Raw genomic sequence first — 14,173 nt, forward strand, 5'->3', positions numbered from 1 at the left:
TCCCGACCCGATTCCAAGGTGATCTCACATGCGTAGCTCCGTACCGTCCGCGCCCTGCTCCGTCGCCTCCCCCGCCCGCCTCGCGCCCCCATCCCGCACACCGGCGCCGGCCGCCGCCCCGGGCACCCCGGCCACCGCCCCGGGCACTCAGGCCGCGCTGGCCGGGGCGGGGCAGCTCGACGTCGCCGCCGAGCTGCTCGCCCTGCTGGGCGACACCGCCACCGAGCCGCGACCCGACCCGCAGTTGGAGGCGCTGACCCTGGCCGTCGCCGCCGACCTGCCGGTACTGCTCTGGGGAGAGCCGGGAATCGGCAAGACCGCCGTACTGAACCAGCTCGCCGCCGCCCTCGACCTGCCACTGACCACGGTGATCGCCAGCGTGCACGAACCGTCCGACTTCGCCGGCCTGCCCGTGGTCGGCGACGACCCGGCGGTACAGGGCGTGCCGATGGCCCCGCCGGACTGGGCCGTACGCCTGGTGCGGGCCGGCCGAGGGCTGCTCTTCCTGGACGAACTCTCCACCGCCCCGCCGGCCGTACAGGCGGCGCTGCTCCGGGTGGTGCTGGAGCGGCGGATCGGGGCGCTGCGGCTGCCCGCCGGAATCCGGATCGTCGCCGCCGCCAACCCGCGCGCTTCGGCCGCCGACGGTTGGGAGCTCAGCCCGCCCCTGGCCAACCGCTTCGTGCATCTCCAGTGGACGCACGACCACCAGGTCGTAATCCGGGGACTGGGCGGGACCTGGCCCACCGCCACACTGCCCCGGCTCGCCCCGGAGCGGCTGCCCGAGGCGGTGGCGTTCGCCCGACGCGCGGTGTGCGCGTTCCTGACCGCCCGTCCCGGGCTCGTGCACCGGCTGCCGGACAACGAGGCCCGCCGGGGCGGCCCGTGGCCGTCGCCGCGCAGCTGGGACATGACCCTGCGGCTGATCGCCTTCGCCACCGCGGCCGAGTCCGCCCGGGAGGTGCTGTCCATGCTGGTCAGGGGCGCGGTCGGCGACGGTCCAGGGCTGGAGCTGCTGGCCAGCCTGGACCGGCTGGACCTGCCGGATCCCGAACTGCTGCTGGCCGACCCGGTCCGGGCGGACCTGCCCGAGCGGGGTGACCTGCGGCAGGCCGTACTCGACGGGGTGGTCGAGGCGGTCCGGAAGCGGCTCGACCGGGCCCGCTGGGAGGCGGCCTGGCAACTGCTGGTCCGGGCGCTGGAGACCGGCGCCCCGGACCTGGTGGTGGTACCCGCGAGCACGCTCGCCGCGCTCCGCCAGCCCGACTGGGACCTGCCGGAGTCGATCGACCGGCTCGCCGGTGTGGTCTCGCTGACCCGCCGGGCGGACCAGGTCGCGACCCGGGTCGCCGCCACCGCCGGGGCCGGCCGATGACCCACCCGAGTCCGCTGCCGGCCGGGCCGATGACCCCGGTCTCCGGCCAGGCCACCCCGACCGGTGCCCTCGACACCGCGAAGCTCTTCACCGCGCGGCTGCACGCGGCCCGGGTCCGGCCCTATCTGGCGACCGCGCTCTTCGCGCTGCACGTGGTGGAGTCCCGGCAGGTGCCGACGATGGCCGTGGACCGGCACTGGCGGTGTTACGTCTCGCCCGCGTTCGTGGACCGCACCCCGGTGGAGCAACTGGCCGGGGTCTGGGTGCACGAGGTCTCGCACCTGCTCCGCGACCATCACGGCCGGGGCGACCGGGTCGCCCTGCGGCGCGGGCTGGTCGGACCGGGCGAACGGCTGCGGATGAACATCGCCGCGGACTGCGAGATCAACGACGACGTGTACGGGGACGGGTTGCCCCATCCCGACGGCGCGGTCACCCCGGAGCTGCTGGGCCTGCCACCCGGCGAGCTGATGGAGGACTACCTGCGGCAGTTCCGGCTCGGGCCGCACACCCAGGACTTCGTCTGGTTGGACTGTGGCAGTGGTGCCGACGGCCTGGACCGGGAGTGGGATCTCGGCGCCGAGGGCGCGCACGGGCTCACCGCCCAGGAACGGGACGCCGTGCGGTTCCGGGTGGCACAGGGCATCACCGGCCGGCCGGGTACCGCCCCGCGCGGGTGGCAGCGGTGGGCGGAGCGGGCGTTCCATCCGCCGCAGCCGTGGCGGGACCTGCTCGGCGCGGCCATCCGGTCGGCGGCCAGCAGCTCCGGCGCGGGCGACGACTACACGTACGGCCGCCCCGCCCGCCGCTCCGCCAGCCTGCCCGGGGTGATCCTGCCCAGCCTGCGCCGCAGACCGCCCCGGGTCAGCGTGGTGATCGACACCTCCGGCTCGGTGAGCGACGCCGAACTGGGCAGTGCGCTGCTGGAGGTCGCCGCGATCGGGCGCGCGCTGGGCGGCCGGCGTGACCTGGTCAGCGTCTTGTCCTGCGACGCGGCGGCCCGGACCGTGCACCGGCTGTGCCGGGCCGAGGGGATCGCGCTGCTCGGCGGCGGCGGCACTGATCTGCGTACCGGCTTCGCGGCGGCGCTGCGGACCCGTCCCGCCCCGGACGTCGTGGTGGTACTCACCGACGGCCAGACCCCGTGGCCGAGTACCCGGCCGGGGTGCCGGACGGTGGTGGGGCTGTTTCCCCGGCCGGCGGCGGCCCGGGCCCGGCGCGAGAACAACCCCGACTACGTACCGGACGCGCCGCCGGACTGGGCTCGGGTGGTCGAGATCGGTTAGCTCGGTACCCTGCCGGCGCCCGGCATGCCGACCGTCGCTGCGCAACCGCACACCAGGAGATGCCTCGCTGCTCCGCCCGGCACCAGGATTCTGGGGTACCAGTGGATGGCGATAGCGAAGGAGGTAACTGTGTCGACCAGAGGCTTGCGCTCGGCACTGCTGGTCACGGGTGTCTCGGTGATGACCGTGATCGCCACGGCGACGGCCGCGACGGCCGGCCCCGCACCCGTCGACGGCGCGGATCCCTGTCCGTCCGGCTCGCTCTGTCTCTACGAGGGCTCGAACTTCACCGGCGAGCGGTTCACCGCGACGTCGCTCAACCCGGGTGGTATCTGTGTCAGCCTGGTCGATCACGGCTGGGGTGACCGGGCCCACTCCGCGATCAACACCCACGGCACCAGTGCGGCCATGTTCACGAACGACGACTGCGTCGGCGGCCCGTACCTGGTGCCGGCGAATTCGAGCCTGTCCAGCCTCGGCAGCTTCAGTCCGGAGAGTGTCTGGGTTCCGTACCAGGCCTCCTGACGGCTGCGCCGGACGCGACCGACCGCGGCGTCGCGTCGATATTCTCGTTTCCGTGCCTGTTCGCGTCGCCGCGCCGCCGCGGTGTGCGGCGACGCCTTTCTTCCGAGAGAAGAGCCGGCCATGACCACCAGTCGTGAGATCCATCTGATCGCCCGTCCCCCCGACGACCTGCCGGTGCCCGGTGAGGTGGCCATGGTCGAGGTTCCGGTGCCGGCACCGGAACCGGGTCAGGCCGTGGTCCGGAACATGTACATGGCGATCGACCCCGGGCTGCTGCAACGAATGCGTGATCTGAGCGCCCTGCACGTCCCCCATTTCCCGCTCGGCGGTCCGATGTGGGGGCACGCCATCGGCGAGGTGGTCGAGTCGGCCGCACCGGAGCTGCAGGTCGGCGACGTCGTACTGCACCACATGGCGTGGCGGGAGTACGCGGTCGGTGACGTCAAGGAGTTCACGGTGCTCGACACCACCCGCTACCCGTCGATCTCGCACCATCTCAGCTCGGCGATCGTGGCCTACTGCGGCGTGCACCGGATCGGCATCGACCGGGGTGACACCGTCGTGGTCTCCAGCGCGGCCGGCGCGGTCGGCAGCGTGGTGGGTCAACTGGCGCGGCTGCGCGGAGCCGCCCGGGTCGTCGGCAGCGTCGGCTCGGCCGAGAAGGTGCGGTTCGTCACCGAGAAGCTCGGCTACGACGAGGCGTTCGACTACCACGACGGGTGGCCGGCGGATCTCGGCGGCGTCGACGTGTACTACGACAACGTCGGCGGCTGGCAGCTCGACAGCGCCTTCAACGCCATGCGTCCACACGGCCGGATCCTGCTCTGCGGAAGCTCCGAGGAGCACCGCACCGGTCGGCCGCACCCGCACCGCGGCATGCAGATGGTCATCGGCAAGCGGCTGAACCTGATCGGCTTCACCACCAACGACCACCTGGACCTGCTGCCCGAGTTCGAACGCGAGTTCCCCCCGCTGGTCCGCGACGGCGCGGTGGTGCTGCACGAGACCTTCGTCGACGGCCTCGACCAGTTGATCCCCGCCATCAAGTCTCTGCTCGACGGCGCGTACCTGGGCAAGGTCCTGCTCAGGTTCTGACCGTCCGGACGCGCTGGAACCTAACCGGAGGGAATCCCGCCGTGACGTCACCCAGTACCGGGCCGCTGGTCTCGGTCGTCATCCCCACCTACAACCGGCGAGAGCAGCTGCACGACAGCCTGCACCAGCTGACCCGGCAGCGGCCGGGTACGCCGGAGTTCGAGGTCGTGGTCTCCGACGACGGATCGTCGGACGACTCGGCGTCGGTGGCGCGGTCCTTCGCGGACCGGCTGCGCCTGAAGTACCACTTCCAACCCGACGAGGGCAACCGGGTGTCGCTGGCCCGCAACGAGGGGGCGCGGCTGGCCTCCGCGCCGGTCCTGGTGTTCCTGGACACCGGGGCGGTGCCCGGGCCCGACTTCGTCCGGCGGCACTTCCTCGCCCACCGGGACGGACCGCGCTGCGCCCTGCTGGGGTACGCCTACGGGTACAACCCGGAGGCTCCGATGTGGGAGGTGCCGGACATCCTCCGGCGGCACACGCCCGAGGAGGCGGTACGCCGCTACGGCGAGGTGCCGGAGTTCCTCGACCTCCGGGAGAAGCTGCTCGCGGAGTGCGGTGACGACCTGGAGCGCCGCGGCATCCCCTGGCAGGTGTTCTGGACCATCAACTGCTCGGTGCGGACCGAGGACTTCTGGGCGGTGGGCGGCTTCGACGAGGGTCACCGCGGCTGGGCCGGGGAGGATCTGGAGCTCGGCTACCTGCTGCACCGCAGCGGCCTGCCGATCCGGTTCGACCGTACGGCCTGGGTGATCGAGTCGCTCCAGGAGCGCAAGCGGCGCGAGCAGCTAGACGAGTTCAAGCGGAACATGCTCCGCTTCGTCTCCCGCCATCCGGAACCGGTGAGCGAGATCGGTTGGGCACTCGTCGACGACGACCTCTTCTGGCCCTGGGAGGACGAGTACAACGACCTGCTGCGGCACACCCGCAAGGTGCGCGACCTGGAGGTCGCGGCCGAGATCGAACAGGCGTTGCGGGGCAGCTCCCCGACCGGCACGGTGGCGGTCGTCGGCTGCGGTGCGCAGCTCCCCGACTCGCTGCGGCCGGCCACGGTGCTGGACTTCGACCGGGAGCTGGTGGACCGGGCCGTACGCGACGGGCGGCACGTCGGCCACCACGCACTCGGGCTGCGTACCCCGCTGGCCGACGGCTCGGTCGACGTCGTGGTCCTCACGTCCCGACTCGCCGGCCTCTGGGACCGGTGGAAGGACCGGCTCCTGGCCGAGGCACACCGCATCGGGCGCGACGTGCGCTGCTTCGCCTAACCCGCGAGGCGCGCTGCGGCGCATGAAGCCGCGAGGTACGCCGCTTCACCTGCACCGCGGACGACGACCGGGGGCTGGCGTGGACGCCGGCCCCCGGTCGTGACGTGCCGGGCGGTCAGAGGTACATCGTGTTCGGGGCGAGCCCGCAGAGAATCCGGCCGTACAGCTCCGCGTTGGTGTTCGGGTGCATCAGCGCGTGCATGTTCAGCGTCTGGATGTCCCGGTCGATGCGCTGGATCGGCACGTCGTCGTAGATGGACGTGCCGCCGCTGCCGGTCTTCAGCACACCGACCGCCTCCTTGGTCAGCTGGAAGACCCGGCCCAGGTGGGCGCGGGCCCGGACCCGGTCGACCAGCTGCCACGCCTCGCCGGTGGCGTACCTGCCGTCGAGCAGCTCGACCAGCCGCCGACCGTGGAACTCGGCCTCCTCGGTCTTCATGGCCGCCTCGGCGACCTGGAAGTGGGTGATCGGCGCCTCGCGCTGGCTCGCGTACTCGGTGTAGGTGATCTTCCGTTCGCCGAGCCGGTCGAGGAACGCGTCCAGCGCGGCCTTCGCCAGCCCGACCGCGGCCGCGGCGAAGGTGGCGCACCCGGTCGGGACCAGCGGCTGGCGGAACATCGGCGATCCGGCGTTGGCCTTCGAGGCGTACTGCTCGGCGAGGACCGCCACCATCGGCAGTACCCGGTGTCGTGGCACGAAGACCTGCTTGGCGACCGTACTGACGCTGCCCGTGCCGCGCAGGCCGGCGGTGTGCCAGTCGTCGACGATCTCCAGGTCGGAGATCGGGACCAGTGCCATGACCGGCCACTGGGAGCCGTCCGGCGCGGGTCCCATGGCGAGGATCGCCTGCCACTGGCTGTGCAGCGCCCCGCTGATGAACCGCCACCGCCCGTTGACCACGAAGCCGCCGTTGGTCGGCTCGGCGCCGGCGGTCGGACTGAGCACTCCGCACACCCGCACGTCCGGCTCGGCGAAGACCTCGTCCTGGGCCTCGTCCGGGAAGAGCCCGGCGATCCAGTTGCTGATCGACCAGACGGCGGTGTTCCATCCGGCCGAGCCGTCGCTCCCGCTGATCCGGCTGATCACCTCGCTGACGGTGCCGGCGTCGCTCTCGTACCCGCCGTAGCGGGCCGGTACCCGCATCCGGAAGATCCCGGCGGCAGACATCGCCTCGACGACCTCGTCGTGCAGCCGCCGGTGCTCGTCCGTCCAGGTTGCGTGCGACCGCAACAGCGGCACCAGTTCCTCGGCCCGCCGGACGAGTTCCATCCTTGGTGGAACCTCGGTTCTCAACACCATGACCTCCTCCAGACCTGCGCGAGAAGCGGACCGGCCGCCCGGCCGCCCCACCTCTGACCGTGACATTTCGGCATCAACCACGCACCTTCCCGAATGCGCAATGACCGGCTCAGCCGGTCGCCGGCGCCGTCCGATCCCGACCGCCACCGACATCGGCACCGTCGCCGCCACCGTCCCGGTCCCCGTGGCCGCCACCGTCCCCGTCGCCGTGGCCGTGGCCGTGCCCGTGGCCGTCACCGCCCTGGTTGCCAGGTCGCCGGTCGGCGAAGGCGATCAACCGGGCGTTGAGCACCACGCCGACCAGCAGCGGCAGGAGTCCGGCCAGGGTCCAGCCGAGGCCGACCAGTTCGGCGGACCACCCGACCAGCGCGGGCCCGATCAGGATGCCCGCGTAGGTGAAGGTGGTGAAGCGGGACAGGAACGTCGCCGCCCCCGGCCCGTCACCCCCGGCGTGCCCGACCGCGCTGAAGACCAGGGGCAGCAGCACCGACCCGCCGAGGCCGAGCACTCCGAACCCGGCGATGGCGGCCGTCGGAGACGGGACCAGCAGGACGACCGCGAGGCCGCAGACGGCCAGGACGCCACCGGCGCGGAAGAGCGCGGGCGCCCCGTACCGCACGTGCAGCCGGTCGCCGACGAGCCGGCCGGCCGTCTGGCACGCGGTGAACGCGGTGAGGCCCAGCGGAGCCAGCGCGAGCGTCGCGTCGTGGTAGTCGTGCAGGAAGACGCCGCTCCAGCTGATCACGGTGGCCTCGGAGACCATCGTGACGAAGCCCATCGCGCCGAACAGCACCAGGGTCCTGGTCCAGCCGGCCCGCCAGCCGAGCCGAACCCGCCGGCGGCCCGGAGACCGTGGAACGTGGTCGGCCGAGGGCGGCAGCAGCCACGCGGTGACCAGCAGGCCGACGACGAGGAAGACCGCGCCGACCGCCAGGAAGTGCCCGGTGGGCGAGACGCCGGCCCGGGTGAACCCGGCCGCCAGCAGCGAGCCGGTCGCCGCGCTGACGCTCCAGGCCGCGTGGCAGCCGTTCATGATCGGGCGGCTCCGGACCCGTTCCACCGCGACGGCGTGGGCGTTCATGGAGACGTCCAGTACGCCGATCACCGTACCCAGCACCAGCACCGCCAGGCCGAGCTGGACGGCGTCGCCGGCCAGGCCCACGCCGACCAGGGCCACCGGGAGCCCGACCAGGGTCAACCGGATGACGCGGGCGCTGCCGAACCGGGCCACGAAGACCCCGACGAGCTGCATCGTGAGGACCGCGGCCACGCCGTACACCGTCAGGATGAGACCGAGTTCGCCGTCGCTGAGCCGGTGTTCGGACTTCAGCCCCGGCAGCCGGGCGATGTAGCTCGTCATCAGCAGCCCGTTGACGAAGAACACGGCGGTCACGGCCCAGCGGGCCCTGGTCGCCACCGCGGCGCTGATCCGCGGCGGTTCGTCGGCCGTCGCCGCCTCCAGAGTGTGCTCGCTCATGCGTCGCCCCGGCCCTCAGTAGCGGTCGTGGTGACGCAGCCAGCCGGCCTTGTCCTGGATCAACGGCCGACCCTGCGGCGTGAGTTCCAGGTAGTTGTCGATGCCGTGCAGCAGCGCGGCGCCCTCCCCGTAGGTGGAGTAGGTGTGGTAGACGTCGCCGTCGCCCCGGACGAAGACGCTGACGCCGCCCGCCTCGCCGCTGGTCTGTCCCCCGGTCCGCTCCAGCGTGGCCCTGTCCTGGTAGTTGTATTCGACCGGCGCCACCGTCTCGTCCAGGGTGACGTGGAAGTCGTAGTTGAAGTCGCTGCCGTGGGACGAGTACCACGGCAGGTTCCAGCCCATCCGGGCCTTGAACGCCTCGATCTTCGCCAGCGGCGCCCGGGACACCAGCACCAGCGTGGTGTCCCGGGCGTGCAGGTGCGACAGGTGGCCGATGTTGTCGACCAGGTACGAGCAGAACTTGCACCCGTGTTCCCAGGCCGGGTCGAACATGAAGTGGTAGACGATCAACTGGCGGCGCCCGGCGAAGAGGTCGAGCAGCTCGACCTTGCCCTCCGGGCCGTCGAAGACGTACCTCTGCTCCAGCTTCACGGCCGGCAGCGCCCGCCGCTGCGCACCCACCTCCGCCAGCCGGCGGGCGGCCTCCTCCTCGCTGGCCAGCAGCTGCCTGCGGGCAACCAGCCAGTCCTGCCTCGACACCACCTGTACGTCACTCATCTCGCTGTCTCCTCTCCGGCCACGACGGGGCTCTCATAGGTAGGTCGGAGCCGAGGGGCCGGAGGACGACACCCGGCCGCAGGTTCCGGTCAGAGTCCTACGGCCCGGCGACCGGTGCGGGCCGGACCCGGTCGTCCGGGGCCGGGACCACGGCCCGGCGGCGGCCCGGCAGCGCGACCGCGAAGGCGAGCGCGACCAGTGCGAACGCCACACAGGCGACGAAGCCGGCCCGGAAGCCGTTGGTGAGCGCGCTGGGCTGGTCGGGCCCGGTGGAGAAGGAGACCGCCACGGTCGACACGATGGCGATGCCGAACCCGCCGCCGACCTGGAAGGCGGCGTGCACGAGCCCGGACGCCAGGCCGGACTCCGACTCCGCGACCCCGGTGAGCGCGACGATCGAGGCGGTGGTGTGCGCGATGCCCAGACCGAGGCCGAAGATCACGAAGGGGAAGAAGAGGTCGCCGAGATAGTCGCCCCGGACACTGATCATGATCAACATCGTGCAGGCGACGCCGAGCATCACCACACCCGGTACGGCGGCCGGCCGGAACCCGCGCCGGGTGACCACCGCCTGCCCGACGTACGCCCCGACGACAGCCATCACCGGCATGATCGAGCCCAGGAAGCCGTACTCGATGGCCGAGTACCCGAGCACCTGCTGTCCGTAGAGGGAGGAGAGGAAGGAGAGCGAGAAGACCAGCATCGCGACCACGACCATCAAGAGGTTGCCCGTCGCGACGCTGCGCATCCGCAGCGTACGCAGCGGCACCAGCGGCGCGCTGGACCGGGCCTCGATCCCGACGAAGACCACCCCGAGCACGACCACCAGGGCGAGCAGGCCGGTGGTCCGCACGCTCGACCAGCCCGCCGCCGGCGCCTCGGAGATCGCGTACACGAGCGCGACCAGCGCCGCCGTACTGGTCAACGCACCGGCCAGGTCGAACGTCCGCCGCCGCCCGTGGTCCCGGCTCTCCCGCAGCACCAGCGGACTGACCAGCAGCAGGACCAGCACCACCGGGACGTTCACCAGGAACACCGACTCCCAGCCGAGGTTGCTGGTGAGCCAGCCACCGACCAGCATCGCGGCGGTGGCGCCGATGCCGCCGACGGCCGACCACGCGGCGATCGCCTTGTTCCGCTCGGCCCCCTCCTCGAAGGTGCTCATCAGGATGGAGAGCGCGCTCGGCACCATCATCGCCGACGACACGCCGTGCACGGCCCGAGCCGCGATCATGACCTCGGCGTTCCAGGCGAAACCGGAGAGCAGCGAGGTGACCAGGAACCCGACCAGGCCCACCATGAAGATCCTGCGCCGGCCCAGCAGGTCCGCCGACCGGCCGCCGAGCAGCAGCAGGCCGCCGAAGGTGATCAGGTTGGCGGTCAGGATCCACTGCGCCGCGCTGGCGTCGAGGGCCAGCGCCGACTGGATCGCCGGCATGCCGACGATGACGATCTGCGAGTCGAGAATCACCATGAAACTGGCGCAGCAGAGTACGACCAGCGCGGTCCAACGACGTGGATCGCGCTCGTCGCGCCCGGCGGATGTTGCGGTTACCCCGGCTGGTTCCATCTCCGCTCCTCCTCGTTACCCCGATGGCGACGTCGCCGCCGCGAGACGACGACGTCCGGCACGGCGGTCGGCGCAGCGACAGTGCTGGCGGACCGTCCGGCCGGGTCAACCTCCGCTCGACCGGCGCCCGACCTCCCGCGCCCGACGGCCGCCGGTCAGGGTCGGAAACAACACCCGCGAGACCATCGCCGGCCGCATCAGCGCCTCCGGCCGGTCGACGAGCCCGGCCACCCGCATGAAGGCGCGGGCAACGACCGGGTCCTCGGTCGCCGCGGCCTGCAACCTCGGCAGGTACGCGTTTCCCAGCCGTACCTTCACGGTGCGGCGGCCGACGACCCCCGGAAAGCCGAGGTCACCGCCGGCCGACATGTCCCAGGGCGGGTCGATCGCCCGGGCCAGGTCGCGGAAGTACCGCCGCGCATCCCGTGCGCCGCCCGCCAGGTGGTCGCGGAGCACGACCGCCCCGATCGCCGCCACCGTCATCCCCTGCGCGTAGATCGGGTTGAACACGCACGCCGCGTCACCCAGCACGAGCAGCCCCTCCGGCAACCGCGCCAGCCGCTCGTACCGGCGGCGGATGCTGCTGGGAAAGCGGAAGGAGACCGGAGTCGTCAACGGCTCCGCCCGGCGGACCGACTCGAAGATCTGCGGTACCGGCAGCGAGCGGACGTACTCCAGGAAGCCGTCCGGGTCGGTGGGAGGCCGGTCGCCGAGGATCCCGTTGAGCGAGACCGAGTAGCGGTCGGGCAGCCGGGCGAAGGTCGCCCCGCGCGGGTTGCCGGGGGTGGCGACCGAGATGATCGCGATGTCGTCGCCGATGGGATCCGTGTCCAGCGGCGCGTGGAAGTCGCACGTCGTGTAGGTCAGGTCCATCCTGACCTCCTCCTCGACGACCCGCGGACAGCCCAGCTCCGTCAGCCAGCGGGGGGTCCGCGAGCCGCGCCCGGTGGCGTCGACGACCAGGTCCGCCGGCAGCGCCCGTGGGCTGCCGAAACCCTGGGCGTCCCGCCGGTGCACCGAGACACCGGTGATCCGGCCACCGTCAGGGCTCGCGTCGAGTCCGACCACGTCCGTCCGGTCCAGAAAGGAGACATTGGACAGCTCGCCGACCCGGGCGCGCATCCGCTCCTCCAGCAGCCAGCGACCGGGCGAGATGCACACCAGGTCGGTCTCCACCTTGCGGATCATCCGGCCGCCGAAGTGCCAGCCCAGGCTGGTACCGAAGTCCCGGGTCGGCACGCCACCGGCGGCCATCTCCTTGGTGAAGCCCGGGAACAGCTCCTCGATGATCTGCTGGCCGCGGGCGAGCAGGCCGTGGATGTGGTGTCCCTGTGGGACGGCCCGGCGGGGCCCGGTCGCGCCGACCAGCGGGTCCCGGTCCACCACCGTCACGGCGCGGTAGAAGTCCGCGAGTACCCGGGCGGCGAAGAGGCCGGCCACACTACCGCCCAGTACCACCGCCCGGTCACCGACATGCTCGTTCAAGGGGACCTCCCGGGCTCCGCCACCGTTCAGGCGACTGTCACACCGCGGCCGGAGGTCGCGCATCTTCACCGTTGCTGTCACGCGGCTGCGGCGGCACCGGGTCCGTCCGGGGAGCGGCTCGGCACCGTCGACGAGGCCGGCGAAATCCACGGCTCCCCGCCGGAAGCTGATAGCCTCCCGGCGGTGACCTGACGCTCACGAAAGGTGGCGACGGTGAAGTACCTGCTGATGGTCTGCGTCGACGAATCCGTCCAGCTCAGTCCGGAGGAATCCGAGGCCGAGGTCAAGGCCGCCACCGCGTGGGCTCAGCAGATGCAGGCGCGCGGCGTGCGGGTACTCGGCGACCGCCTCCGTCCGACCAGGGAGGCCACCACGGTGCGGATGCGCGACGGTGAGCTGCTGATCTCGGACGGTCCGTTCGCCGAGACGAAGGAGCAGCTGGCGGGCTTCGACGTCATCGAGTGCGCCAACCTCGACGAGGCGATCGAGGTGGCATCCGCCCATCCCGGTGCCCAGATCGGCACGGTGGAGCTGCGCCCGTTCTGGCAGGAGTGACGGCGTGATCGAGCCGTCCTGTCCGGGGTGGACGTCGTAGCCGGGCCGCCCGCTCCGGAGTGGACGACGTAGCCCGGCCTCCCTCAGCGCGCCGTTACCGGGCCGGCCCAGCCACCAGGCGCGCCGCCCGGTCCTCCAGGTAGCGCCGCTCCAGCAGACTCGCGGTCCGGCCCGCCGCCAGCCGGTAACACGAGTGCGCGGCCGTGTGGTCGCCCGCCATCTCCAGCAGGTGCGCCCGGGTGGCTTCCAACCGGTGGTGCCCGGCCAGCCGGTCGTCGGCGGCGAGCCCGCCGAGCAGGCCGAGCGCCACCTGCGGGCCGTGCACCATCGCCACCGCGACGGTGCGGTTCAGCGCCACCACCGGGCTCGGCGAGACCCGCTGCAACAGGTCGTACAGGCCGAGGATCTGTGCCCAGTCGGTCTCCTCGGGCCGGGCCGCCTCGGCGTGCACGGCCGCGATCGCGGCCTGGAGCTGGTACGGCCCGGCCGGTCCCCTCGGCAGGGTGCTGGTCAGCAGCGATATTCCTTCCCGGATGGCGTCCCGGTCCCACCGGCTGCGGTCCTGCTCGCTCAACGGGATCAGCGTGCCGTCCGCACGGGTCCGCGCCGCGCGCCGGGCGTCGGTGAGCAGCATCAGCGCCAGCAGCCCGGCGACCTCACCGGCCGCCGGCCGCCGGCGGTGCACCTCCCGGGTCAGCCGGATCGCCTCCCCGGTCAGCTCGCCGCGCTGCAACCGCGGCCCGGACGTCGCCGTGTAACCCTCGTTGAAGATCAGATAAAGCACGTGCAGTACGACCCGCAGCCGGTCGGGCAGTTCCCGCTCGGGTGGCAGCCGGAACGGGATGCCGCTGGCCCTGATCCGCTGCTTGGCCCGGCGGATCCGCTGCGCCATGGTCGACTCGCTGGTCAGGAACGCGTTGGCGATCTGTCCGGTGGTCAGGCCGCCGACGGCGCGCAGCGTGAGTGCCGCCTGGGCGGGCGGGGAGAGCGACGGGTGGCAGCAGAGGAAGAGCAGCCGCAGGGTGTCGTCCTGGTCGTCCGGGCGTTCGGCCTCCGGGCCGGGTACCCACTGCTCGTCCGCCGGCAGTCGGGCCGCGGTGGTCACCTCCCGGCGTCGGCGGGCGAGTTCGCTGCGGTACTGGTCGGTCAGGCGGCGACTCCCGACCGTGGTCAGCCAGCCGCGCGGGTTGTCCGGCACACCCTCGCCGGGCCACTGCGTCGCGGCCGCCAGCAGCGCGTCCTGGACCGCGTCCTCGCAGGCGTCGAAGTTCCCGTGCCGCCGCACCAGCGTGGCGAGCACCTGGGGGGTCAGCCGGCGCAGCAGATCGGCGAGATCGCCGTCAAACTCCATGGCTCCATCATGCAACGACCGGCCTGGCCACGGGCCCGGGTCTCGTCGTTCCGGCGGGCCACAAGCCCAGCAAGTTGGAAGAATATTCGAAACTGACCGGCGTCTATGGTGATGACGTGATCGAGCGATCCGGGCATCCGGGCACCGATCGAGCGGCGCAGCAGCGACCACC

At 72.3% G+C, this 14,173-nt stretch carries 12 protein-coding genes; 6 read left to right on the forward strand and 6 right to left on the reverse strand.

The genetic code is table 11. The features are described 5' to 3' along the window. Window positions 1-28 precede the first annotated feature (28 nt). The 5 genes from EV371_RS26850 (at window position 29) to EV371_RS26870 (ending at window position 5,546) form a co-directional block, all read left to right on the forward strand. Window positions 29-1,375, forward strand: coding sequence for an AAA family ATPase (locus tag EV371_RS26850; RefSeq protein ID WP_130464513.1), 1,347 nt, complete (start codon window positions 29-31; stop codon window positions 1,373-1,375). A 29-nt stretch (window positions 1,376-1,404) separates the two neighbouring features. Next, the gene (locus tag EV371_RS26855; RefSeq protein WP_165436931.1) at window positions 1,405-2,661 is read left to right on the forward strand and encodes a DUF2201 family putative metallopeptidase; all 1,257 of its coding nucleotides are present in this window, start codon (window positions 1,405-1,407) and stop codon (window positions 2,659-2,661) included. A 129-nt stretch (window positions 2,662-2,790) separates the two neighbouring features. Next, on the forward strand, window positions 2,791-3,186 hold the full coding sequence (locus EV371_RS26860) for a peptidase inhibitor family I36 protein (RefSeq protein WP_165436840.1): 396 nt from the start codon (window positions 2,791-2,793) through the stop codon (window positions 3,184-3,186). A 120-nt stretch (window positions 3,187-3,306) separates the two neighbouring features. Continuing rightward, the gene (locus tag EV371_RS26865; protein WP_130464516.1) at window positions 3,307-4,281 is read left to right on the forward strand and encodes a zinc-binding dehydrogenase; all 975 of its coding nucleotides are present in this window, start codon (window positions 3,307-3,309) and stop codon (window positions 4,279-4,281) included. Window positions 4,282-4,322: 41 nt separating this feature from the next. Beyond that, on the forward strand, window positions 4,323-5,546 hold the full coding sequence (locus tag EV371_RS26870; protein WP_130464517.1) for a glycosyltransferase: 1,224 nt from the start codon (window positions 4,323-4,325) through the stop codon (window positions 5,544-5,546). Window positions 5,547-5,661: 115 nt separating this feature from the next. Here EV371_RS26870 and EV371_RS26875 read toward each other — a convergent pair whose 3' ends face one another. The 5 genes from EV371_RS26875 to EV371_RS26895 form a co-directional block, all read right to left on the reverse strand. Continuing rightward, window positions 5,662-6,846, reverse strand: a complete 1,185-nt coding sequence (locus tag EV371_RS26875; RefSeq protein WP_130464518.1) for an acyl-CoA dehydrogenase family protein — start codon at window positions 6,844-6,846, stop codon at window positions 5,662-5,664. Window positions 6,847-6,955: 109 nt separating this feature from the next. Beyond that, complete coding sequence (locus EV371_RS26880) at window positions 6,956-8,323, reverse strand: MFS transporter (RefSeq protein WP_130464519.1); 1,368 nt, start codon at window positions 8,321-8,323, stop codon at window positions 6,956-6,958. A 15-nt stretch (window positions 8,324-8,338) separates the two neighbouring features. Further along, window positions 8,339-9,040 (reverse strand): DUF899 family protein, encoded by a 702-nt coding sequence (locus EV371_RS26885; RefSeq protein WP_130464520.1) that lies wholly within the window; start codon window positions 9,038-9,040, stop codon window positions 8,339-8,341. Between the two features lie 97 nt (window positions 9,041-9,137). Next, entirely contained in the window at window positions 9,138-10,610 is a 1,473-nt protein-coding gene (locus EV371_RS26890; RefSeq protein WP_130464521.1) for an MFS transporter, read from the reverse strand. 105 nt (window positions 10,611-10,715) lie between these two features. Then, window positions 10,716-12,095 (reverse strand): FAD-dependent monooxygenase family protein, encoded by a 1,380-nt coding sequence (locus EV371_RS26895; protein ID WP_130464522.1) that lies wholly within the window; start codon window positions 12,093-12,095, stop codon window positions 10,716-10,718. A gap of 213 nt (window positions 12,096-12,308) precedes the next feature. Here EV371_RS26895 and EV371_RS26900 point away from each other — a divergent pair, with 213 nt between their 5' ends. Continuing rightward, window positions 12,309-12,650: a YciI family protein gene (locus EV371_RS26900; RefSeq protein ID WP_349339722.1), complete on the forward strand. Its 342-nt coding sequence runs from the start codon at window positions 12,309-12,311 to the stop codon at window positions 12,648-12,650. 94 nt (window positions 12,651-12,744) lie between these two features. Here the strand turns inward: EV371_RS26900 and EV371_RS26905 are convergent, their stop codons facing one another. Continuing rightward, window positions 12,745-14,001: a sigma-70 family RNA polymerase sigma factor gene (locus EV371_RS26905; RefSeq protein ID WP_130464523.1), complete on the reverse strand. Its 1,257-nt coding sequence runs from the start codon at window positions 13,999-14,001 to the stop codon at window positions 12,745-12,747. Between the last annotated feature and the right edge of the window lie 172 nt (window positions 14,002-14,173).

Source organism: Plantactinospora sp. CNZ321 (assembly GCF_004217235.1).